General features: G+C 44.5%; 18 protein-coding genes. 17 read left to right on the forward strand and 1 reads right to left on the reverse strand.

Features of this window, described 5'->3' with window-relative positions; translation table 11 throughout:
* A complete protein-coding gene (gene nusA / locus LKX84_RS09870) occupies positions 1-1,233 on the forward strand; it encodes a transcription termination factor NusA (protein ID WP_228237002.1) in 1,233 nt (410 codons plus the stop codon).
* 41 nt (positions 1,234-1,274) lie between these two features.
* Positions 1,275-4,022 (forward strand): translation initiation factor IF-2, encoded by a 2,748-nt coding sequence (infB, locus tag LKX84_RS09875; protein WP_228237003.1) that lies wholly within the window; start codon positions 1,275-1,277, stop codon positions 4,020-4,022.
* A 50-nt stretch (positions 4,023-4,072) separates the two neighbouring features.
* Here infB and LKX84_RS09880 read toward each other — a convergent pair whose 3' ends face one another.
* On the reverse strand, positions 4,073-4,447 hold the full coding sequence (locus LKX84_RS09880) for an SPOR domain-containing protein (RefSeq protein WP_228237004.1): 375 nt from the start codon (positions 4,445-4,447) through the stop codon (positions 4,073-4,075).
* Between the two features lie 235 nt (positions 4,448-4,682).
* Here LKX84_RS09880 and LKX84_RS09885 point away from each other — a divergent pair, with 235 nt between their 5' ends.
* The 15 genes from LKX84_RS09885 (at position 4,683) to ruvA (ending at position 25,118) form a co-directional block, all read left to right on the forward strand.
* Positions 4,683-6,020, forward strand: a complete 1,338-nt coding sequence (locus tag LKX84_RS09885; protein WP_228237005.1) for a cytochrome c3 family protein — start codon at positions 4,683-4,685, stop codon at positions 6,018-6,020.
* A 33-nt stretch (positions 6,021-6,053) separates the two neighbouring features.
* A complete protein-coding gene (locus LKX84_RS09890; protein WP_228237006.1) occupies positions 6,054-9,176 on the forward strand; it encodes a TAT-variant-translocated molybdopterin oxidoreductase in 3,123 nt (1,040 codons plus the stop codon).
* Between the two features lie 33 nt (positions 9,177-9,209).
* A complete protein-coding gene (gene nrfD, locus LKX84_RS09895; protein WP_228237007.1) occupies positions 9,210-10,931 on the forward strand; it encodes an NrfD/PsrC family molybdoenzyme membrane anchor subunit in 1,722 nt (573 codons plus the stop codon).
* A gap of 2 nt (positions 10,932-10,933) precedes the next feature.
* Complete coding sequence (locus LKX84_RS09900; RefSeq protein WP_228237008.1) at positions 10,934-11,461, forward strand: DUF3341 domain-containing protein; 528 nt, start codon at positions 10,934-10,936, stop codon at positions 11,459-11,461.
* 4 nt (positions 11,462-11,465) lie between these two features.
* Positions 11,466-12,035 (forward strand): c-type cytochrome, encoded by a 570-nt coding sequence (locus LKX84_RS09905; protein WP_228237009.1) that lies wholly within the window; start codon positions 11,466-11,468, stop codon positions 12,033-12,035.
* A 17-nt stretch (positions 12,036-12,052) separates the two neighbouring features.
* Complete coding sequence (locus tag LKX84_RS09910) at positions 12,053-13,390, forward strand: quinol:cytochrome C oxidoreductase (RefSeq protein ID WP_228237010.1); 1,338 nt, start codon at positions 12,053-12,055, stop codon at positions 13,388-13,390.
* 28 nt (positions 13,391-13,418) lie between these two features.
* Entirely contained in the window at positions 13,419-14,477 is a 1,059-nt protein-coding gene (locus LKX84_RS09915) for a cytochrome c oxidase subunit II (protein WP_228237011.1), read from the forward strand.
* A 42-nt stretch (positions 14,478-14,519) separates the two neighbouring features.
* A complete protein-coding gene (locus LKX84_RS09920) occupies positions 14,520-16,334 on the forward strand; it encodes a cbb3-type cytochrome c oxidase subunit I (protein WP_228237012.1) in 1,815 nt (604 codons plus the stop codon).
* A 114-nt stretch (positions 16,335-16,448) separates the two neighbouring features.
* Entirely contained in the window at positions 16,449-17,273 is an 825-nt protein-coding gene (locus LKX84_RS09925; RefSeq protein ID WP_228237013.1) for a GIN domain-containing protein, read from the forward strand.
* 80 nt (positions 17,274-17,353) lie between these two features.
* On the forward strand, positions 17,354-18,376 hold the full coding sequence (gene ruvB, locus LKX84_RS09930) for a Holliday junction branch migration DNA helicase RuvB (RefSeq protein WP_228237014.1): 1,023 nt from the start codon (positions 17,354-17,356) through the stop codon (positions 18,374-18,376).
* A gap of 195 nt (positions 18,377-18,571) precedes the next feature.
* On the forward strand, positions 18,572-19,648 hold the full coding sequence (locus LKX84_RS09935) for a c-type cytochrome (protein ID WP_228237015.1): 1,077 nt from the start codon (positions 18,572-18,574) through the stop codon (positions 19,646-19,648).
* A gap of 66 nt (positions 19,649-19,714) precedes the next feature.
* Complete coding sequence (gene queG / locus LKX84_RS09940; RefSeq protein ID WP_228237016.1) at positions 19,715-20,611, forward strand: tRNA epoxyqueuosine(34) reductase QueG; 897 nt, start codon at positions 19,715-19,717, stop codon at positions 20,609-20,611.
* A gap of 129 nt (positions 20,612-20,740) precedes the next feature.
* The gene (locus LKX84_RS09945) at positions 20,741-22,066 is read left to right on the forward strand and encodes an MFS transporter (protein WP_228237017.1); all 1,326 of its coding nucleotides are present in this window, start codon (positions 20,741-20,743) and stop codon (positions 22,064-22,066) included.
* A gap of 136 nt (positions 22,067-22,202) precedes the next feature.
* The gene (locus LKX84_RS09950) at positions 22,203-24,500 is read left to right on the forward strand and encodes an NADP-dependent malic enzyme (RefSeq protein WP_228237018.1); all 2,298 of its coding nucleotides are present in this window, start codon (positions 22,203-22,205) and stop codon (positions 24,498-24,500) included.
* Positions 24,501-24,536: 36 nt separating this feature from the next.
* Positions 24,537-25,118, forward strand: coding sequence for a Holliday junction branch migration protein RuvA (gene ruvA, locus LKX84_RS09955; protein ID WP_228237019.1), 582 nt, complete (start codon positions 24,537-24,539; stop codon positions 25,116-25,118).
* Positions 25,119-25,151: the final 33 nt, after the last annotated feature.

Consider the following 25,151-nt stretch of genomic DNA (forward strand, 5'->3'; position numbering starts at 1 on the left):
ATGGAAAACCTAGCGCTCATCGAATCCTTTTCGGAGTTCAAGGACGATAAGTTTATAGACAGGGTGACCCTTATGGCCATTTTGGAAGAAGTATTCCGAAGTGCCCTCAAGAAGAAATTTGGTTCTGACGACAATTTTGATATCATCATCAACCCTGACAAAGGGGATTTGGAGATATGGAGAAACCGTGTGGTTGTGGAAGATGGTGAAGTGGAAGATCCCAATGAGGAAATCTCCCTTACCGAAGCTAGAAAGATCGAGCCCGATTTTGAAGTTGGGGAAGATGTATCTGAAGAAGTGAAACTTATCGATTTGGGTAGAAGGGCCATTTTGGCATTGCGCCAAAATTTGATTTCCAAGATCCATGAGCACGATAACACAACAATCTACAAGCAATTCAAAGACCTTGAAGGTGAGATCTATACCGCTGAGGTGCACCACATCCGTCACAAGGCCGTGATTTTGTTGGACGATGAGGGCAATGAGATCATCCTTCCAAAGGAAAAACAGATTCCATCCGACTTTTTCCGTAAAGGGGACAATGTACGTGGAATCATCGAGAGCGTGGAGTTGAAAGGGAACAAACCTACCATTATCATGTCAAGGACCTCCCCAACTTTCTTGGAGCAATTGTTCTTCCAAGAAATTCCGGAAGTGTTCGATGGTTTGATCACCATCAAAAAAGCGGTACGTATTCCTGGTGAAAAAGCCAAGGTCGCCGTGGATTCTTATGATGACAGGATCGATCCGGTAGGTGCCTGTGTGGGTATGAAGGGGTCACGTATCCATGGGATCGTTCGTGAATTGGGTAATGAGAACATCGATGTGATCAACTGGACCAACAATTCACAATTGATGATCACAAGGGCATTGAGCCCTGCCAAGGTTTCTTCCGTAAAATTGAACGAGGAGAAAAAAACCGCCCAGGTTTACCTAAAGCCAGAGGAAGTTTCCAAGGCTATCGGTAGAGGAGGGCATAACATACGATTGGCTGGTCAATTGACTGGTTATGAAATAGATGTGTTCCGTGAAGGAGTGGAAGAAGATGTGGAATTGACCGAGTTCTCCGATGAAATCGAAAGCTGGGTAATCGAGGAATTCAAGAAAATTGGATTGGATACCGCACGTAGCGTTTTGGAACACGATCTGAACGACCTTACCAAGCGAACCGATTTGGAAGAGGAAACTATCATGGATGTGATTCGCATCCTGAAGGAAGAATTTGAAGATTAGACTTATATTAGCAGCGAATTTTAGGGCAAGGAATTTAATTTATGGCAGAAAATCCAACAATACGACTTAATAAAGTTCTTAGGGAATTGAACATTTCACTGGAAAGGGCGGTGGACTACCTTGCGGCGGAAGGCCACGATGTAGAGGCACGTCCTACAACAAAAATTTCAGATGAGGTGTATCAGGTCCTGTTGGATGAGTTCCAAACGGATAGGAGTAAAAAGGTAGCTTCCAAAGAAGTTGGAGAAGAAAAGAGGAAGGAAAAAGAAGCTATCCGTGTCCAAATGGAACAGGAACAGGAGGAACGAAGGATTGCCCGGGAAAAACGCAATTCCGAGCAACAGGTAATCAAGGCCAAGGCCGAACTTGCCGGACCTAAAACGGTAGGTAAAATAGACCTTGACGAAAAACCAAGTGCGCCCAAGGTAGAAGAGCCTAAACAAGAAGTGGTTGAAGAGCCAAAGCCAACCCCTCCGGTTGAAGAGAAACCACCAGTAGTGGAGGTTAAAAAAGAGGAGGTAAAAGTTGAGCCGAAAGTTGAAAAGGTGGAGCCCAAGGTTGAAAAAGTGGAGAAGGTTCAAGAGGAGGAAAAATCCGGCGAACCCGAGACTATCAAAACCCAATACCAAAAACTTTCCGGACCCAAGATCACGGGTGATAAGATAGATCTTTCCCAATTCGAAAAACCGAAGAAGAAAAAAGAGGACAACCAAAAGTCCAATGCAGGTAGTTCGGATGCCGGGGCGGATAGAAGAAAACGCAGAAAGCGTATTGTTAAAAACGGTCCACAACAAGGGGGCAATGGTCAACAAAATAGACCAATGGGCAACGGACAAGGCCCCCGAAAAGGAGGGCAACGTCCATCAACCATGCCTAAGGTAGAGCCTACCGAAGAAGAAGTACAAAAGCAAGTTAGGGAAACCTTGGAGAAACTTCAAGGAAAGACCAGCAAGGGCAAAGGAGCTAAATATCGTAGGGAGAAAAGGGACCAACACCGTCAACAAACGGAAAAGGACCTCGAACAACAGGAATTGGAAAGCAAAATCCTCAAGGTTACCGAGTTTGTGACAGTGAACGAGGTAGCTGCCATGATGGATGTTCCTACTACCAAAATTATTTCTGCCTGTATGTCGTTGGGTATCATGGTGACTATGAACCAACGTTTGGATGCAGAGACCCTTTCCATTGTAGCCGACGAGTTTGGATACGAAGTTGAATTCGTGACCGCAGATATAGAGGAGGCTATTGAGGAAGAAGTGGATGCGGCGGAAGACTTGAAACCGAGGGCGCCGATCGTAACTGTAATGGGTCACGTAGACCACGGTAAAACCTCGTTGCTGGATTACATTCGTCAAGAGAACGTAATCGCAGGGGAAAGCGGTGGTATCACCCAGCACATTGGTGCGTACGGAGTAACCTTGGAAGGTGGTCAAAGAATAACCTTCTTGGATACACCGGGTCACGAAGCGTTTACCGCAATGCGTGCGCGTGGTGCCCAGGTTACGGACATCGCTATCATTGTGGTCGCTGCGGATGATGACATCATGCCACAGACCAAGGAAGCGATCAGTCACGCCCAGGCTGCTGGTGTACCTATTGTGTTTGCCATTAACAAAGTGGATAAGCCTACGGCCAATCCAGATAAAATAAAAGAAGGACTGGCCCAAATGAACCTTTTGGTTGAAGATTGGGGAGGTAAGATACAGTCCCATGATATTTCTGCCAAAACAGGCCAGGGAGTTAAGGAATTGTTGGAAAAAGTATTGCTTGAAGCCGAATTGTTGGAGCTACAGGCAAATCCTGACAAGTTAGCCTCCGGTACCGTGGTGGAAGCCTTTTTGGACAAAGGACGTGGATACGTTTCCACCGTTTTGGTACAATCAGGTACTTTGAACATCGGTGATTATGTATTGGCAGGAACTTGTAGTGGTAAGGTTAAGGCCATGCAGGATGAACGCGGAAAAGTCATCAAAAAAGCAGGACCTTCCACACCAATTTCCATTTTGGGATTGGATGGGGCACCACAAGCGGGTGATAGGTTCAATGTGTTGCAGGATGAACGCGAGGCCAAGCAAATTGCCGCAAAACGTTCACAATTACAACGTGAACAGTCGGTAAGAACACAGCGTCACATTACGTTGGACGAGATCGGAAGACGTATCGCGTTGGGCGACTTCAAGGAGTTGAACATTATCCTAAAAGGGGATGTGGATGGTTCCGTGGAGGCTTTGACCGATTCGTTCCAGAAATTGTCGACCGCCGAGATTCAGGTGAACATCATCCACAAAGGTGTGGGTGCCATTACCGAATCGGACGTGTTGTTGGCCAGTGCATCTGACGCGATCATCATCGGATTTAACGTAAGGCCGATGGGGAATGCCCGTCAGGTTGCCGATAAGGAAGAAATCGATATCAGGACCTATTCCATCATCTACGATGCCATCAACGATCTTAAGGATGCGATGGAAGGGATGTTGTCGCCAGAGATTAAGGAAGAGATTACAGGTAATGCCGAGATCAGGGAAACCTTCAAGATTTCCAAAGTGGGTACCATTGCAGGATGTATGGTCACCAGTGGTAAGATTTTTAGGAATTCCCATGTGAGGTTGATCCGTGACGGTGTGGTAGTCTATACTGGTGATTTGGCTTCTTTGAAACGATTTAAGGATGACGTTAAGGAAGTATCCAAAGGATATGACTGTGGATTACAGATCAAGAATTACAATGATATTAGGGAAGGGGATATTGTTGAGGCCTTCCAAGAGGTTGCAGTAAAGAAAAAGCTGTAATCGTTTTGATAATACTAAAAAAAGAAAATCCCGCTCTTGGCGGGATTTTTTTATGATTTGGATTCGTTCTCCGGTTTTAGGAGCATGGCATCCGGATATTTCTTTCGAACTTCCAGATACTTTCGTTCTGCTTCCAATTTCGTCTTGAATCGACCTAATCTTACTCGATATGTTGGAGACTCGAACTCAATTTTAGAATACCAATCCGGAAAATCGATTTCCACTTGGGATTTTAGATTTTGGGCCTTTTGGTAGTCGCCAAAACCAACTTGTATTTGGTAAAATCCCGATTTGGAATTTACGTCGGCATATAATTTTACCAGTTGGTCAATTTTAGGATCTTGCTGTATAGTCACCTTGCCCTCCTGTGCGGAAAGATGAAGTGTTAAACCTAGTAAAATGGTAGTAAATACGGGAGTTTTCATGGTATTCCGGTATTTTAGGATTATCTGTTTGTGCAAATGTAATTTATTATGTTCGAAACCGGATCGAGCCAGTTTATTTAGAATCTTTATAAATTAGATGTTATAAATACCTTAACATTTTAAAAAATGCCTGTATGTCTTACTTTTGTTGCCACTCTTGGTAGCGCAAAAAGCTATTGTTCTCAATTTCAATAGAAAGAACCGTGCCAAGGATTTCGATAGAAATTTCGTAAATATGAAAAAGGTTTTATACCGCCATCTATTTTCAAAAGTTTTAGGTCTAACTCTCCTACTTTTCTCCACTTCTTTTTACGCCCAGGAAGAAACAGCTGCTGCTGGTGCAGGTGATGCTGCCAAAGGAAAACAGCTTTTCAACCAAAACTGTGCCGCTTGTCACGCGTTGGATCGCAAGATGACCGGTCCTGCCTTGGCCAATGTGGAGCAACGTTTATCTGACGATGCCGGTTTGGATCGTGAGTGGATCTATGCTTGGGTGAAGAACAGCCCTGGGGTAATTGCTTCTGGCGATGCTTATGCCACTGCGCTTTATGCGGAGTACAATCAAGCAGCCATGACGCCGTTCCCAACCCTTTCCAATCAAGATATCGATGATATCCTTGCCTATACAGCCGCGCCTCCCGCAACCCCTGCAGCTGCAACAGCAACTGCCGCTGATGCCGGTACAGGATCTGCTGGTGCTTCTGGTGGAATCTCCAATGAAATGATCTTAGGTGCCTTGGCACTTGTTTTTGGTCTATTGGTGGTGATGTTGATCTTGGTGAACAAAACCTTGCGTCGTATTGCAGAGGCCAATGGCGTTGTTCTTGAGCAGGAGAAAGAAAAAAGATTGCCCATTTGGAAGGCATTCGCCCAAAACCAGTTCTTGGTGTTGGTTACGTCGATTCTCCTTTTATTGGCCAGTGCATACTTTGCTTATGGGTACATGATGCAGGTAGGCGTTGATCAAGGATATGCTCCTGTTCAACCTATCCACTTCTCCCATAAAGTGCATGCTGGGGATAACAAAATCGAATGTAAATATTGTCACTCCTCTGCAAGGGTTTCCAAAACTTCCGGGATTCCTTCATTGAACGTGTGTATGAACTGTCACAAATCCATTTACCAATACGCTGGAAATCCTGAAGGACCTTCAGCTGAAGATTTGGCTGCTGGGCATACCAATGATTTCTACACCGGTGAGATCAAGAAACTGTACAAAGCCGTTGGATGGGACGAGGAGAATCAAAAATACACGGGTGAGACACAACCTGTAGAGTGGGTTAGGGTTCACAACCTTCCTGATTTTGCTTACTTCAACCACTCTCAACACGTAACCGTTGCCGGAGTTGCCTGTCAGACATGTCACGGTCCGGTTGAGGAAATGGAAATCGTGGAGCAATTCTCCCCGCTTACCATGGGATGGTGTATCAATTGTCACCGTACCACCAACGTGAAGATGGAAGGCAACGAATACTACGAGGCCATTCATGAGGAACTATCCAAGAAATATGGTGTGGAGCAGTTGACTGCCGCCATGATGGGTGGTATCGAATGTGGTAAGTGTCACTATTAAGAATTAAAAAGCAGATAATCTCAGATATATCGTATGGCATCAAACAAGAAATATTGGAAAAGTGAAGCGGAGTTGAATCCGAACGATTCCATTGTTGAGGCGCTAAGACACAACGAGTTTACAGAACAGATTCCCGTTGATGAGTTTTTGGGCGACAAGGAAAACCTGTCGGCCTCCAATACCTCCAGAAGGGACTTTTTGAAATATGTGGGTTTCAGCACAGCGGCGGCTACCATTGCTGCCTGTGAGGGCCCAGTGCACAAATCCATTCCTTATGTGGTGCAGCCGGACCGAATCGTTCCCGGTGTGGCCAATTACTACGCTACCACCATTGCCGATGGATTTGACTTTGCCAGTATTTTGGTAAAGACCAGGGAGGGAAGACCGATCAAGATCGAGAACAATACCGATGCCAAGGTTCTAGGAAGTGCCAATGCCAGGGTACAGGCTTCCGTACTTTCCCTTTATGACAGTAAAAGAGTTCAAGGTCCTTTGGCAAAAGGAGAACCAATCGAATGGAAGGTTCTTGATGCCACAGTAAGGGCCAAATTGAACAGCTTGAAAGGTTCCAGCAAACAAGTGGTCCTATTGACCCAAACGTATGCGAGCCCTTCTACCGATAAATTGATTGCTGAGTTCAAGGCTGCCTATGGTGAAAACGTAAGCCACGTGGTTTACGATGCCATTTCTGAGGATGCCGCGCTTAATGCATATCAAATGGCTTATGGCGAACGTGCCTTGGCCGATTACGACTTTGAAAAGGCCGAATTGATCGTTTCCTTTGGTGCTGATTTCCTTGGAGATTGGCAAGGTGGCGGTTTTGATGGTGGTTACGCCAAAGGTAGGGTGCCCAAACATGGTAAAATGTCTAGACACATCCAATTGGAGTCTAACATGTCCCTGTCTGGTGCCAATGCCGACAAACGCTACTTAATGACCCCGACCCAACAGAAAATTGCCTTGGCCAAATTGTATGGCAAATTGAATGGCAGTAATGTTGGTGGTGGTACTTCCGATGTGGATGATGCTGTTGAAAAAGTAGCTGCTGAAATTAAAAAAGCAGGAAGCAAAGCGGTTGTGGTCAGTGGTCTTAACGACGTAAATGCACAAACCGTAGTTTTGGCTATCAACCAATTGTTGGCGAGCGAAGCTTTCGATGCTGAAAATCCAAAATACATCCGTCAGGGAGATACTGCCAAGGTAACCAAGTTGATTGCCGATATGAACGCAGGTCGTGTAGGTGCCTTGTTGATGGATGGTGTGAACCCGGTGTACACCCTTCCAAATTCAGAAGAGTTTGTTTCTGGACTTGAAAAAGTGGATTTATCCGTGGCCTTCTCGTTCAGCAATGATGAAACGGCACAAGCTGCTTCTTATGTTGGGGCTGCTTCGCATTATTTGGAATCTTGGGGTGATGCCCAGTTCAAAAAAGGACAATTCAGCTTGATGCAACCTGCTATCCGAGAATTGTTCGATACCAAACAGTTCCAAACCGCTTTGTTGAGCTGGATGGGCAGTGATAAAACATACTACGATTATATTAAGGAAACATGGAGTACCGATGTACTTCAAGGTGGTTCTTGGAACAAAGCCTTGCAAGATGGTGTTTTCATGGCTCCTGCTATAGAAAGTGAAGAAGTTGCCGAGGCTGTTTCAGCTGATGCAACCGAAGCTCAAGAAACCACCGTGGTACCTATCGCTTCTGCGATTCGCTCCTTGGTGAACGCCACGAGTGCCGGTACCGAATTGGTATTGTATTCCAAAACGGGAATGGGAGATGGTCGTCAGGCCAACAACCCATGGTTGCAAGAGTTCCCAGATCCTATTTCAAGGGTGTCTTGGGATAACTACGTAACCGTTTCCAAAGCCGATGCTGAAAAGTGGGGCCTTGAAAATGAAATCGTTGCTGATGGAGGATTGAACGGTAGTTACGTAAAATTGACCGTGGATGGCAAGGTATTGGACAATGTTCCGGTAATCGTGCAGCCAGGTCAGGCCGAAGGTACAGTTGGTCTTTCTTTCGGATATGGCAAAAAGGCCGGTATGCAGGACGAAATGATCAATGGTGTAAACGCTTATGCCCTGTATTCCAATTTCTCCAACGTACAGTCCGTAACAGTTGAAAAAGCTGCAGGTACTCACGAGTTTGCCTGTATCCAATCCCACAAAACGTTGATGGGTAGGGGAGATATCATCAAGGAAACCACCTTGGAAATCTTCAATACCAAAGATCACGCCGAGTGGAACCACATGCCTCAAGTTACGTTGAACCATCAAGAAATCCCTGTTACATCTCCGGATGCAGATCTTTGGGATTCTTTTGATCGTTCCATCGGGCACCACTTCAACCTTTCCATCGATTTAAATGCTTGTACAGGATGTGGGGCTTGTGTGATCGCTTGTCATGCAGAGAACAACGTTCCAGTTGTTGGTAAGAGAGAAATGCGACGTTCCCGTGATATGCACTGGTTGCGCATCGATAGATATTATTCTTCCGAAGAGACTTTTGAAGAAGACAATGAGAAAAAGGAAAGTATGGACGGCCTTTGGGGAGAAAAAGGTTCCTTGGGCGGATTCAGGTCAATGGAAGATCCATCGGCCAATCCACAGGTGGCCTTCCAGCCGGTAATGTGCCAGCACTGTAACCACGCTCCTTGTGAAACGGTTTGCCCTGTTGCGGCAACCTCTCACAGTAGACAAGGTCAGAACCACATGGCATACAACCGTTGCGTGGGTACTAGATACTGTGCCAACAACTGTCCTTATAAAGTTCGTAGGTTCAACTGGTTCTTGTACAACAACAATGACGAGTTCAACTTCAACATGAACAACGATTTGGGTAAAATGGTAATCAACCCCGATGTGAATGTTCGTTCACGTGGTGTGATGGAAAAATGCTCCATGTGTATCCAAATGACCCAGAAAACCATCTTGGATGCCAAGAGGGACGGAAGGGTGATCAAGGATGGTGAGTTCCAAACAGCTTGTTCAGCAGCTTGTAGTACTGGAGCGATGGTCTTTGGTGATGTGAACGATAAAGAAAGCAAAGTGGCCAAGTTGAAGGAAGATGATAGAATGTACCACTTGTTGGAGCACGTAGGAACCAAACCTAATGTGTTCTATCATGTTAAGGTACGTAACACCACAGAGGCTTAATCAAATAAAAAAGAAGTAACTAGAAGATAAATTATGGCGTCGCATTACGAAGCACCTATTCGAAAGCCCTTAGTTGTCGGAGACAAAGGATACCACGATGTAACAGTGGACATTGCCCGTCCGGTTGAGGGAAGGGCCAACAAACAGTGGTGGATTGTTTTCACCATTGCCCTTGTGGCATTCCTTTGGGGTCTAGGATGTATCATTTATACCGTTTCCACGGGTATTGGGGTTTGGGGTCTTAACCGAACCGTTAACTGGGCCTGGGACATCACCAACTTTGTGTGGTGGGTGGGTATCGGTCACGCTGGAACCCTGATTTCGGCCGTACTTTTGCTGTTCAGGCAAAAATGGAGAATGGCGATCAACCGTTCTGCGGAAGCGATGACCATTTTCTCCGTTGTTCAGGCAGGTTTGTTCCCGATCATCCACATGGGTCGTCCATGGTTGGGTTACTGGGTACTTCCTATCCCGAACCAGTTCGGATCCCTTTGGGTGAACTTTAACTCACCGTTGCTTTGGGACGTATTTGCGATTTCAACCTATTTGTCCGTATCCTTGGTGTTCTGGTGGACAGGTCTTTTGCCTGACTTCGCTATGATCCGTGATAGGGCGGTAAAACCTTTCCAACAAAAGATCTATGGAATCTTGAGTTTTGGTTGGACAGGTCGTGCCAAAGACTGGCAACGTTTTGAGGAAGTTTCCTTGGTTTTGGCAGGTTTGGCCACTCCTCTGGTACTTTCTGTACACACCATCGTATCCTTTGACTTTGCCACGTCGGTAATTCCAGGATGGCACACCACCATCTTCCCACCGTACTTCGTTGCCGGTGCGATTTTCTCTGGATTTGCCATGGTGAACACGCTTTTGATCATCATGAGAAAAGTGTGCAACCTTGAAGCATATATCACCCTACAACATATTGAATTGATGAACCTGGTGATCATGATCACAGGTTCCATCGTAGGATGTGCCTATATCACCGAGTTGTTCATCGCTTGGTATTCCGGAGTGGAATATGAGCAGTATGCCTTCTTGAACAGGGCAACAGGCCCTTATGCTTGGGCATATTGGTCCATGATGACTTGTAACGTGTTCTCTCCTCAGTTTATGTGGATCAAGAGACTACGTACCAGTATTATGTTCTCTTTCTTCATCTCCATTGTAGTAAACATTGGGATGTGGTTCGAGCGTTTCGTGATCATCGTAACCTCATTGCACAGGGATTACCTTCCATCTTCTTGGACCATGTTCTCCCCAACCTTTGTGGATATCGGAATCTTTGTGGGAACCATCGGATTCTTCTTCGTATTGTTCCTGTTGTATTCCAGAACATTCCCAGTAATCGCCCAGGCGGAAGTAAAATCCATCTTGAAGGCTTCTGGTGAGAAGTACAAAAAATTACGTGAAGCAGGCAAGCCTTTGTATGAAATGCCTGCTGTAAAAGGAAAAACTACAGTTGCAGAAACTCCAAAAGCGGAAGCAAACGAGGCTCATGTTTCTACGTTGTTGGAGACTATTGGAACATTCGACCCAGAAACGGAGACTGCGGACGATTTGAAGAAAGTGAAGGGCATCGGTCCTCAAATGGAGCAGACGTTGAACCAAATTGGTATCTACACCTTTGCTCAGGTAAGCCGCATGACCGAGAAAGAATATGACCTGTTGGATTCCATTACCGGTTCCTTTCCAGGAAGGGCACAACGTGATGATTGGGCCGGACAGGCAAAAAAACTAAATGAAGATAAACAGTAATTATGGCATCAAAAGTTATTCAGGCACTTTACAACGATGACGATGTGTTGATGCATGCCGTAAAAAAAGTTAGGGCAGAGCACCATCATATAGAGGAAGTGTACACCCCGTTCCCTGTTCACGGTCTAGACAAGGCTATGGGATTGGCAGGTACCCGTATTGCGATCACCTCCTTTATGTATGGCTGTTTGGGGCTTACAGTAGCTATTGTCATGATGAACTATATCATGATCAAGGACTGGCCACAGGATATTGGTGGTAAGCCAAGTTTTAGCTATTTGGAAAACATGCCGGCCTTTGTACCGATCATGTTCGAGTTAACGGTTTTCTTCGCGGCCCACTTGATGGTGATCACTTTCTATTTAAGAAGTAGGATGTGGCCCTTTAAAAAAGCGGAAAACCCGGATAAACGTACTACCGACGACCACTTTTTGATGGAAATTGGAGTACACGACAATGAAAAGGAACTTGCCGATCTTTTGTGGGAAACAGGAGCGGTAGAAGTAAAAGTTACAGAAAAGGAGTCTTAATAATATGAAGCAATTAGGTAAAATAAGTGTTGCTTTGGTCTTGGTACTGCTCGTGGCATCCTGTGCCGATAAGAACAGTCCAAACTACCAATTCATGCCGAACATGTACGAACCCGTTGGTTATGAAACCTATCAAGGTGTTGACAATGGCTTGTTCCCCGATGGAACCGAGGCCATGTTGCCTGTAGCAGGTACCATCTCCAGAGGTTACATGCCCTATGAGTTCGAAAACACTCCGGAAGGAAAAGAATTGGCAAGATTGAACCCAAGTCCATTGGATTCCCTTCAAATGGATTCCAACTTGGCCAAGGGCAGGGAGCTGTACGATATCTATTGTGCCATTTGCCATGGTACAAAAGGAGACGGACAGGGTAATCTTGTAAAACGTGAAAAAATATTGGGTGTTCCCAGTTATGATGATGTGGCCCGTAACATTACCGTTGGTACAACGTACCACACCATCTACTACGGATTGAATTCCATGGGTTCCTACGCCTCTCAGTTCGCCAATGAAGAAGAGATGTGGCAGGTATCTGAATATGTGATGAAATTAAAGGAAGACCTAACAAAATAATTGGATAAGAGCAAACTATGTACACCTTTTCAAACAGACTTAGAATAGGATCTTTCATTGCCATGGCCCTTGGGGCAATTTTATTGGTAATCGGTTTTGTATCCGCCCCATCAACAGTGGAAGAGGCCAAGGCCATGGTAGCGGTACATGAAGAAGGACATGGAGGTGGCCACGCAGAAGCTACTGTGGAGAGCCACGGAGAGGAACAGGGCCATGGTGCACAAGCTTCCCACGAAGAAGGGCATGATGCTTCACATGATACACATTTGTTGCATCAATTACAGAACAGACCTTGGTCTGCACTATATGTTGCCGCTTTCTTCTTTTTTATGATTTCATTGGGGGTATTGGCATTCTATGCCATTCAAAGGGCCGCTCAGGCTGGTTGGTCCCCAATTTTGTTCAGGGTGATGGAAGGTATCACCGGATATTTGGTGCCTGGTGGTATCATTGTATTCGTGATTTTGGTTCTTTCCTCCCTTCATATCAACCATTTGTTCGTTTGGATGGATGCAGATACTGTTGCCCATGACGAACTGTTGCAAGGCAAATCTGGCTATTTGAACACTACATTCTTCTTGGTCAGGGCCGCCCTATTCTTGGGAGGTTGGATTTTCTACAGGGAGTATTCCAGAAAATTGTCCTTGGCCCAAGATGCGTCTGATGACAACAGCAACTTTGTGAAGAATTTTAGGTGGTCTGCCGGTTTCTTGGTGTTCTACTTGGTTACCGAGTCCATGATGTCTTGGGATTGGATCATGAGTTTGGATCCACACTGGTTCAGTACCCTATTTGGATGGTATGTATTTGCCAGTATGTTCGTATCGGGTATTACCGTTATCGCTATGGTGACCATTTATCTAAAATCCAAAGGATATTTGGAAAATGTAAACAACAGCCACATCCACGATTTGGCCAAGTTCATGTTCGGTATCAGCATTTTCTGGACATACCTATGGTTCTCCCAATTCATGTTGATTTGGTATGCGGATATCCCTGAAGAAGTAACGTATTACATCGCAAGGTTCCAAGATTACAAATTGCCATTTTTTGGTATGTTGGTCATGAACTTTGTATTCCCATTGTTGGTGTTGATGAACAGTGACTACAAACGGGTAAACTGGTTTGTGGTAATGGCCGGTATTGTGGTATTGGCAGGTCACTATTTGGATATCTTCAACATGGTGATGCCAGCTACGGTTGGGGATCAGTGGTATATTGGATTGCCGGAGATTGGTGGCGTACTGTTCTTTGGTGGTTTGTTTGTGTTCTGGGTGTTCACCACCTTGACGAAGGCTCCATTGCAGCCCAAACGTAACCCGTTCATTGAGGAAAGTAAGCATTTTCATTATTAATACGATTTAAGTCTTAGATAGATAAACGATGACTGCATTATTAACATTGACTGTTCTGGTATTGGTGGCGATTGCGATTTGGCAAATGACCAAGATTTTCGAATTGTCACAAGCTAAAACAGAGTACGCAGAGATTGCGAACGACTCCGATAACAAGAACAACGGCTATCTTTTGTTCGGATTCCTGATTTTCATCTATGGAATCACCATTTTTAGCTTTGTGAGCTATGGAAAAATGTTGTTGCCGGAAGCTGCTTCGGAACATGGTGGTGATTATGACCAATTGATGTGGATTTCCTTCGCTATCATCTTCTTTGTACAGACCATTACCCAAGCGTTATTGCACTACTTTGGGTTTAAATACAGGGGAGAAAAAGGCAATAAAGCACTTTTCTTTGCGGACAACGACCGTTTGGAGTTCATCTGGACCATTATTCCCGTAATCGTTTTGGCAGGTTTGATCCTTTGGGGATTATATACTTGGAGCAACATTATGGATTTCAATGATGATGATGATCCTTTGGTTGTGGAGCTATATGCACAGCAGTTCAACTGGACCGCTCGCTACTCTGGCGAAGACAATGTATTGGGTGATGCCAACGTGCGTTTGATCGATATTGATAGGGCAAACGTTTTGGGTATCGATGAATCCGATCCCAATGGTGATGACGATGTTATCGTAAAAGAATTGCACTTGCCAGTTGGAAGAAAGATAAACTTTAAAATGAGGTCTCAGGATGTTTTGCACTCCGCATATATGCCCCACTTTAGGGCACAAATGAACTGCGTACCAGGTATGATCACACAGTTTTCTTTCACACCAACCATTACTACGGAAGAAATGCGTTTAAACCCCGATATCGTTGAAAAGGTAAAACGAACCAATGAGATCAGGGCCAAAAAGGCAGCCGAAGGCTTGCCAAATTCAGACCCATGGGAATTCGATTATATCTTGCTTTGTAATAAGATTTGTGGTAAGTCTCACTATAACATGCAAATGAAGATCATAGTGGAGACCGAGGAGGAATTCAATAAATGGATGGCGGAGCAGAAGACCTTTAAGGCCAGCATGGCACCCGCGGAATAATACAGGCTAGGAAAAGAACCAATACAAAATTTAAAAGAGATTATGTCAGCTACTGCACACGAACACGGACACGAAGATCACGGGCATCATCATAAGGAGACCTTCGTAACCAAATATATCTTCAGTCAAGACCACAAGATGATATCCAAACAATATCTGATTACGGGTCTGATCATGGGATTCGTCGGTATTGCAATGTCATTGTTGTTTAGAATGCAATTGGCATGGCCAGGGGAGTCTTTCGGGATTTTCAAGGCTGTTTTAGGCAAATGGGCACCAGAAGGTGTTATGGATGCCGATATTTACTTGGCTTTGGTCACCATCCACGGTACATTGATGGTATTCTTTGTATTGACTCAGGGATTAAGCGGTACTTTTAGTAACCTGCTTATTCCATTGCAAATCGGTGCTAGGGATATGGCCTCTGGTTTTATGAACATGGTATCATATTGGATGTTCTTTGTTTCCAGTGTGATTATGATTCTCTCCTTGTTTGTTGAAGCAGGACCTGCAGCTGCTGGTTGGACCATTTATCCACCATTGAGCGCCTTGCCTATGGCACAATCCGGTTCTGGTATGGGTATGACCCTTTGGTTGGTATCCATGGCAATCTTTATCGCATCATCCCTTTTAGGTTCGTTGAACTATATCGTTACGGTAATCAACTTAAGGACCAAGGGAATGTCCATGACCCGTTTGCCATTGACCATTTGGGCTTTCTTTGTAACTGCCATCATCGGTGTGGTTTCTTTCCCAGTATTGTTGTCAGCAGCGTTGTTGTTGATCATGGATAGAAGCTTTGGTACTTCCTTCTTCCTTTCTGATATCTTTATTCAAGGTGAAGTATTGCATTATCAAGGTGGTTCACCCGTATTGTATGAGCACTTATTCTGGTTCTTGGGTCACCCAGAGGTTTACATCGTATTGTTGCCTGCTTTGGGTATTACTTCAGAAGTAATGTCTACCAACGCTAGAAAACCTATCTTCGGATATAGGGCGATGGTGGCCTCTATCTTGGCCATTGCCTTCCTATCAACCATCGTATGGGGTCACCATATGTTCATTTCAGGTATGAACCCATTCTTGGGCTCCGTATTTACCTTTACAACTTTGTTGATTGCGATTCCATCTGCAGTTAAAGCATTTAACTATATCACAACGCTATGGAAGGGTAACCTTCAGTTGAACCCTGCCATGTTGTTCTCCATCGGATTGGTTTCTACCTTCATCACTGGTGGTTTAACTGGTATTATTTTGGGTGACAGTACATTGGACATCAACGTACACGATACGTACTTCGTTGTGGCTCACTTCCACTTGGTAATGGGTATCTCAGCTTTGTATGGTATGTTCGCCGGTATTTACCATTGGTTCCCTAAAATGTTCCAAGGTAGGATGATGAACAAAAACTTGGGTTATGTACACTTCTGGATTACCGCCATTTGTGCTTATGGTATTTTCTTCCCGATGCACTTTGTGGGTATGGCCGGTGTACCAAGGCGTTACTATGAGAACACCGCTTTCCCAATGTTTGATGAATTGACCAATGTTCAGGTGTTGATGACGGTTTTTGCCATCATCGCAGGTTTGGCCCAGTTGATTTTCGTGTACAACTTTATCAGTAGCATTTTCTACGGTAAAAAGGGACCAGCTAACCCTTGGAGCTCCAATACATTGGAGTGGACCGCTCCACAGGAGCACATCCATGGAAACTGGCCAGGAGAAATTCCCCATGTATACCGTTGGGCTTACGATTATAGTAAGACTTATGAAAATGGGGAGTACATCATTGCAGGACAGGATTTCGTTCCCCAGAACGTTCCACTGCAAGAAAATGAGGAAGAACTCAACCATTAATATGTTGAACCAAATACAGGGCCCATCCTTTAGGATGGGCTTTTTTGTTTGTAGTGTTCTGATATGTATAGATTTATAATATCTTTAGATAACGATACCCCAAAATAGTTCACCGTGAAAAAGATTATTCTGCTATTGATTGCGCTCTTGCCCCTGTTGTCCATCGGTCAACGAAAACCCAAAATAAAGGGCAGTCGTATTGTTACTGAAGTGAGCGAAGAACTTCCTCCGTTCAATGCCATTGTACTCAATGATAATTTGGATATAGTGTTGGAAAAATCATTCGGACCGGGTTATCGCGTTACCGCAGATGATAATTTGATCGATATCCTAAAATTCAATGTGGAAGATGGTACGTTGATCATCAGTTCCTATTACGATGTTACCGCAAAGAAGCAATTCGATGTCACTATCAACTATACAGATCTAAGGGCCATAACCCTCAAGGATGGCAGTGTTGTTTCAAAGGATATTATTGAAAGTGATGAGCTCTTTGTGGATGGGTTCAATCAGACCAAATTGGATATCAAGGCAAATGCGGCTGTTATGGATATCAATTTGGAAGATAACAGCAACGGAAATTTTAATGTGGATGTGGATTCGTTGAACATCAGCATGGGACACAGGGCCGAAGCTTTTGTATATGCGGTGAACGAAACCGGATTGGTGGATCTGGAAGGAAATGCCACCTTGGCCATTGAAGGAACTTCGGATAGAATCCAGGCCAAGCTAATGGGCGATGCCAAATTGAAAGGTGAAAAGATGGAAGTGGGCAATTTGATCCTGACGATGGAAAATGACCCCAGTGCGTGGGTATATGCCTTTCGGGATATTGAACTTAGTTTAAAAGGCAACTCCAGGGTGTACCTTTATGGAACCCCACAAATTACCATGCTAGAGTTTTTGGATACCTCCCAACTCATCAAAAAAATAGAGTGAAAGTGGTAAATGACATCTCCATTTTTCAATACATCAAGATTATTTCTTGCCATGTCGTTTTGGACTATATTTGTTAAGCGATGAACGAACACTTAGACCCAACTGCGGATAATTTCAGCCAAGAAGAACTCGATATTGAAAGGGCATTACGGCCCATTTCATTCGATGATTTTACAGGGCAGGCACAGGTATTGGAAAACTTGAAGGTATTCGTGCAGGCGGCTAACCTTCGTGGGGAGGCATTAGATCATACCCTTTTTCATGGCCCTCCCGGATTGGGAAAGACTACTTTGGCACATATTCTGGCCAATGAGCTTGGGGTAAATATCAAGGTTACTTCCGGCCCGGTACTGGACAAACCAGGCGATTTGGCAGGATTGTTGACCAATCTGGATGAAAGGGATGTACTCTTTATTGACGAAATTCATCGCTTGAGCCCCATAGTGGAAGAATACTTGTATTCCGCCATGGAAGATTACAAAATTGATATCATGATCGAAACGGGTCCCAATGCCCGTACCGTCCAGATAAATTTGAACCCCTTCACCTTGATCGGGGCCACTACCCGATCTGGTTTGCTCACGGCTCCAATGCGGGCCAGGTTCGGTATACAAAGTCGTTTGGAATATTACAATACCGAATTGTTGTCCACCATCGTGGAACGTAGCGCCGAAATTTTAAAAGTGCCTATATCCCAAGAAGCGGCCATTGAAATTGCTGGTAGGAGTAGGGGTACTCCAAGGATTTGCAATGCCTTATTGCGTAGGGTAAGGGATTTTGCCCAGATCAAGGGAAATGGAAGCATTGACTTGGGTATTTCTCAATTTGGTCTCAAAGCATTAAATGTTGATGCCCATGGTTTGGATGAAATGGACAATAAGATTCTTACAACCATCATCGATAAGTTTAAAGGTGGCCCCGTGGGGATTACCACTTTGGCCACGGCCGTTTCTGAAAGTGCCGAAACCATTGAAGAAGTGTATGAACCTTTCTTGATCCAACAAGGGTTCATCATGCGTACACCTCGTGGAAGAGAGGTTACCGAATTGGCATACAAGCACTTGGGCAGGATTAAAGGAGGCGTTCAGGGAGGTCTTTTTTAAAAGCTGCTTTCATTTTAGGCGGGCATCCAAAATGTTAAAAAAATCCATTTCTTTTTCGTATCTTACATAGTGCTATGTTTATCAGTGGTTTAGGATTATTTCTGACTATTCAACAATGGAAAAACAAGGTGTTAGTCCCCAATTCTACGATTTGTACTTACTGCATTTGAAAAGTGGTCACAACCTTTAAACCTTATGGGTGAACCAATAAAGAACACGAAACCATCACACTTGGAAGATGGACAATCGCTTTCGATTCAAATCAAAAGGCTTGGCCTTAAAGTTGGAATTGGAATGGGGATGATCATGCTTCTTTCCTTTGTCATTTTGATGTTGCGTTTTGGTGCCTTTGATGGGTTGCTTTCTTCCGAAACCGAACCTGAAATGGTTGAGTATGGCGAATATGACGTTAACCAACTAACCGCCTCTGTTGAAAATGACCTGATCAAAAAAGGCTTTGAAATTTTCAGGAATACCCCCCTTCATATTGGACCCCAACAAACGGATAGTAATCAGAAATTCGCTGGAAACAATCTCGCATGCGCCAGTTGCCACCTCAATGCGGGTACCCAACTTTTTGCTGCTCCTGTTATAGGAGTGGTCAAACGTTTTCCACAATATCGTGGGCGGGAGGACAAGATCGGAACCATTCAGGAACGAGTAAATGGTTGTATGGAACGCAGCATGAACGGAAGTAAAATGCCAGAGGATAGCGAGGCCATGGTAGCTTTGGTTGCCTATATGGATTGGCTGGGAAAAACGGCGCCATCCGACGGGAATATTGAAGGTCAAGGGTTTGTGACCGTAGAACTGCCGAACCGTGCCGTAGATATGGAGCATGGCAAGAAAGTCTTTGAACAACAATGTACAGTTTGCCATGGAGCGGATGGCCAAGGCCAGAAAATGGTCGATAGTGATTTATATCTTTATCCACCGTTATGGGGTCCTGATTCCTATAATAACGGAGCAGGTATGACCCGTGTCATTACTGCGGCAGAATTCATCAAGGCCAATATGCCCTTTGGCACTACATACGAAAATCCAATTTTGACGGATGAAGAGGCCTATGATGTGGCCGGATTCATCAACCAACAGCTTCGGCCCACTAAGGCCAATCGGGAAGCCGACTTTCCAAATCTTCTCAAAAAGCCTGTCTCCACGCCCTACGGCCCCTACGTGGATCCTTTCTCAGAGGAACAGCATCAGCTGGGACCCTTCCAACCCATCATGGAATTCTACCAAAAGGAATATCATATCACCAAAACGAAATAAGATCATTTTTAGGTAGGCCAAACAAATAACTATATTCGTTTTGTGAATACCCAAGACCATACAGCAATGATCAAGACTGAAGCCAAACGCCTCGGTTTTTTGTCGTGCGGTATTTCCAAGGCCGGTTTTTTGGAAATCGAAGCGCCGCGATTGGAAAAATGGCTCAACCAGAACATGCATGGCGAAATGAGGTATATGGAAAACCATTTCGACAAGCGTTTGGATCCGACCAAATTGGTGGAAGGTTCCAAATCCGTCATTTCCCTTTTGTTGAATTATTTTCCTTCCGAAGAGCAGCAACCGGATTCATACAAGATTTCCAAATACGCCTTCGGAACCGATTATCACTTTGTGATAAAGGACAAACTCAAACATCTGCTTCAATTTATCCAAGAGGAAATCGGGGAAGTGCATGGGCGTGCCTTTGTAGATTCGGCGCCCGTTTTGGACAAGGCATGGGCAGCCAAAAGTGGTTTGGGTTGGATCGGCAAAAACAGCAATCTGTTGACGCAACAAGTGGGGTCTTTTTACTTTATTGCAGAACTCATTGTGGATCTGGAATTGGAATATGACACTCCGGTAACGGACCATTGCGGAACCTGTACAGCCTGCATCGATGCATGCCCGACCCAGGCCATTGTGGAACCTTATGTGGTGGACGGTAGCAAATGTATTTCGTATTTCACTATCGAATTGAAAAATGAAATACCCTCCGAGTTTCATGGCAAATTGGATGATTGGATGTTCGGTTGTGATGTATGCCAGGATGTGTGCCCTTGGAACCGATTTTCAAAACCACATCAAGAACCTTTATTCAACCCGAATCCCGATTTGCTCAACTTCAGCAAAAAGGATTGGGAAGAAATTACCGAAGACGTGTTCCATAAAATCTTCAAGAAGTCGGCGGTAAAAAGGACCAAACTGGAAGGTCTGAGACGAAATATTACATTTTTGAAAGAATAAATGCTAGTGAGGTTGGTTTGTTTTTAAAATGGAGTACTTGAAATGATGAAAAATGCTATATTAACCTATATATTTTGATAAATTCACATTTCAGGATATATCCAATAGAAAATTAACCAAACTCAGACTATGCTCAACAGAATAAAACCCAGACTCAGCTTTTGGCAGATCTTTAATATGAACGTTGGGTTTCTTGGAATCCAATATAGCTTTGGATTACAGCAAAGTGCCATCAATCCCATTTTTCTTTTTCTCGGTGCAAAAGAGGAAATCCTACCCATTTTGAACATTGCTGGTCCTGTTACCGGATTGGTGATTCAACCTTTGATCGGTGCCATTTCGGACAAGACCTGGTCCCCTCGATGGGGCAGAAGAAAGCCGTTTTTTTTAATTGGTGCCCTTATGGGTAGTTTGTGTCTTTTTGCCTTTCCGTTGAGTCCCGCCCTTTGGTTTGCCGTTGGTCTTCTTTGGATTTTGGATGTGGGTAACAATATGGCCATGGAACCCTACCGTGCTTTTGTAGGCGATAAATTGCCCGATGAACAATTGAGCATAGGGTATCAAATGCAAAGTTTGTTTGTTGGAGCGGGTATTTTGTTGGCCAATGCATCCCTGTTTTTATTTCAGGATTGGTTTGGAGGAGGTCAGGATATTGAAGGAACCATTCCCAAATGGTTATACTATTCGTTTTTTATAGGATCGTTCCTTTCCATAGCGACCATTACATGGTCTGTTTTCAAGACCCCTGAAATTCCTCCGTCGGATAAAGAATTGGAAGAAATCAACAGGCATAAAAGTCTTCCCTTTGCCGAAAGGTTTAAAATGCCGTTTGTGGAGATCAGCCACGCGGTCAAAGAAATGCCACGATTTATGTGGAGACTTTCGGCCGTGTACCTCTTTCAATGGTATGCCCTTTTTGTGTATTGGCAATTTATAACGCCCTTGTTCCGGGTTACCATGGGTTATGATACTTCCGAAGCAGCCGCACAAGCAGCCAAAATGAGTACTACTTATAACGTGGTCACCGCCGTTGTGGCTTTGATTTTGGTTCCGCTTACCCTTCGGTTTGGAGGTAAGAAGATTTATGCCCTGAGTCTTTTTGGCACCGCCATTGCTTTGATTGCCATTCCCCATATTTCAGATCCGGTATATGTATTGTTCCCGATGGTATTGTTCGGTATTGGGTGGGCAGCCATGATGGGAATCCCTTATAGTATGGTCTCCAAAATTGTGCCACAGGAACGGAGAGGGGTGTATATGGGCATTTTGAATATGATGATTGTAATTCCCATGGGCATTCAGACCGTATCTTTCGGACCCATATTCAAGAATTTTTTAGGAGGAAACTCCGTAAATGCCATGCTTTTTGCAGGTGTGTTTTTTGTAATTGCCGGTCTTTTGGCCACACGTTTGAACATGCCAAAAAGCTCCAATATTCCAGAGGTGGACATATAACCTTCAGGATACCAATCGAATACCATGGGATCTCCCTTTTAGGAACATTAGGGTAACATGGTATCAATAATTGATAGCTTGATTATTCCCTAAAAATATCGGAATGCCCTAACTTTACCGCATCATTGGCTAACTTATGAGCAAGGAAAAACAAAGACGGGAGGCATTGCAGTATCATGCAGAGCCCCAACCTGGAAAGATAAAGATCGTTCCCACTAAACCATATGCTACGCAACGTGATTTGGCTTTGGCCTATTCACCGGGAGTGGCAGAACCCTGTTTGGAAATTGAAAAGAACAAGGATGATGTCTATAAATACACCGCCAAAGGAAATATTGTAGCCGTCATTTCCAACGGTACCGCGGTTTTGGGATTGGGGAATATAGGTCCCGAAGCATCCAAACCAGTAATGGAAGGGAAGAGCTTGCTATTTAAGATTTTTGCCGATATCGATGGGATTGATATTGAGTTGGATACGGAAGATGTTGAGAAGTTTATCGAAACGGTAAAGACCATTGCCCCAACTTTTGGAGGTATCAATTTGGAAGACATCAAGGCCCCCGAAGCGTTCGAAATTGAAAGACGCTTGAAGGAAGAACTTGATATTCCCGTAATGCACGATGATCAACATGGTACGGCCATTATTTCTGCCGCTGCTTTGTTGAACGCCTTGGAAATAGCCAATAAAAAAATTGAGGAAGTAAGGATCGTGGTGAGTGGCGCAGGTGCTGCTGCGGTTTCTTGTACCCGACTGTACAAAGCCTTTGGGGCGAGTGCCAAAAATATTGTGATGTTGGACAGCAAGGGAGTAATCCGAAGCGATAGACCCAATCTCAGTGTTGAAAAACTGGAGTTCGCCACAGATAGAAAAATTGATACGTTGGAGGAAGCCATGAAAGACGCTGATGTCTTTATTGGACTTTCCATTGCCAATGTGGTTACTCCAGAGATGCTGCTTTCCATGGCAGATACCCCGATTGTGTTCGCGATGGCCAATCCCGATCCAGAAATTGAATACGAATTGGCCTGTAAGACCCGAGAGGATATTATCATGGCAACGGGTCGTTCCGATCATCCGAACCAAGTGAACAATGTACTGGGATTCCCATTTATTTTTAGGGGCGCTTTGGACGTTCGATCTACCAAGATCAATGAAGAAATGAAGATGGCGGCCGTAAGGGCCCTGGCAGATTTGACCCGCGAATCCGTTCCCGAACAGGTAAATATTGCATACGATACTACACGCTTGACCTTCGGTAAAGACTATATCATTCCAAAACCATTTGATCCCCGCTTGATCACCACAATCCCACCTGCTGTGGCCAGAGCTGCCATGGAAAGTGGTGTGGCCAAAGCGCCCATTCAAGATTGGGACAAATATGAGGAGGAATTGTATCAACGTTCCGGCAACGATAACAAAGTGGTGCGTTTGATGCACAATAGGGCCAAACTAAATCCAAAACGTATCGTTTTTGCGGAAGCGGAATTGTTGGATGTGTTGAAGGCAGCCCAAATTGTTCATGACGAAGGCATTGCGAAACCTATTCTCTTAGGTCATAAGGAAACCATTGAGCAGTTAAAGAAAGACCTTGATTTTGATGCACAAGTTCCTATCATTGATCCACGTTCCGATGAGTTCAGTGACATGAGAACAAGATATGCGTTGAAACTTTGGGAATCCAGGCAACGAAAAGGGGAGACCAAATACAGTGCTAGGGTAAACATGGGCAAACGCAATTATTTTGGTGCCATGATGTTGCAGGAAGGGGATGCGGATGGATTGATTTCAGGTTACTCCCGATCATATCCACGTGTGCTTCGTCCCGTTTTTGAGGTTTTGGGAAGGGCCAAAGGAGTGAAGAATGCATCCACCGTGAATATTATGATCACGGCAAGGGGGCCTTTGTTTTTGGCGGATACTTCCATCAACATAGACCCAGATGCAGAACAACTGGCAGAAATTGCACAAATGACCGCCAATGTTGCCAAAACCTTTGGTTTTGATCCCGTAGTGGCCATGTTGTCCTATGCCAACTTTGGGTCATCGGCCCACCCACACGCCCAAAAAGTCAGGGAAGCCGTGCGCATTTTGCATGAACGTAACCCCGAACTGGTTGTGGATGGGGAAATCCAGACGGATTTTGCTTTAAGCTCCGATCTTTCCAATAATAATTTTCCGTTTTCCAAAATTTCAGGCAAAAAGGTGAACACCCTCATCTTCCCGAATTTGGAATCTGCCAACATTACCTATAAATTGTTGAAAGGATTGAACAATGCCGATTCCATTGGTCCGATCATGGTTGGTTTGCCACGTGCGGCCCACATCATTCAATTGGGTGCCAGTGTGGATGAAATGGTGAATATGGCTGCCGTGGCGGTCATCGATGCCCAAGAAAGGGAAAAAAGAAGAAAAGCTCGAATGGGCGAGGAGTAATTCCGTAACCCGCAACACAAGCAATCCAAAAACCTGATGATAGAACATTTAAGAGGAAAACTGGCAGAAAAAAATCCGACCTACGTTATCGTGGAGTGCAATGGGGTAGGCTATTTTTTGAACATTTCCCTTCACACTTTTTCCTTGCTCAAGGATCAGGAAAACATCCACATATACACCCACTTATTGGTCAAGGAAGATTCCCACACTCTTTTCGGATTTGCGGAGCGTTCCGAACGGGAAGTTTTCCGTTTGTTGATATCTGTTTCCGGGGTGGGTTCCAGTACCGCGCGAACCATGTTATCTTCACTCTCCCCAAGTGATGTGAGGGATGCCATTGCCGGTGGCGATGTGGTCACTATCCAAGCCGTAAAGGGCATTGGGGCAAAGACGGCACAGCGTGTAATCTTGGACCTAAAGGACAAGATTTTGAAAGTTTACGATATGGGTGAAGTTTCACCTCAAACAAACAATACAAATAAAGAAGAAGCGTTATCTGCATTAGAGGTTCTTGGTTTCACCAGAAAGCAATCTGAAAAGGTGGTGGATAAGGTCGTTGCCCAAGACACTTCACTTAGCGTAGAGAACATTATAAAACTGGCGCTGAAAAATTTGTAACTAGTTTGAAAAGAGGGGCGAAACCAATACTTA

It is taken from the genome of Allomuricauda sp. M10 (assembly GCF_020782875.1).
Lineage (GTDB): Bacteria > Bacteroidota > Bacteroidia > Flavobacteriales > Flavobacteriaceae > Flagellimonas.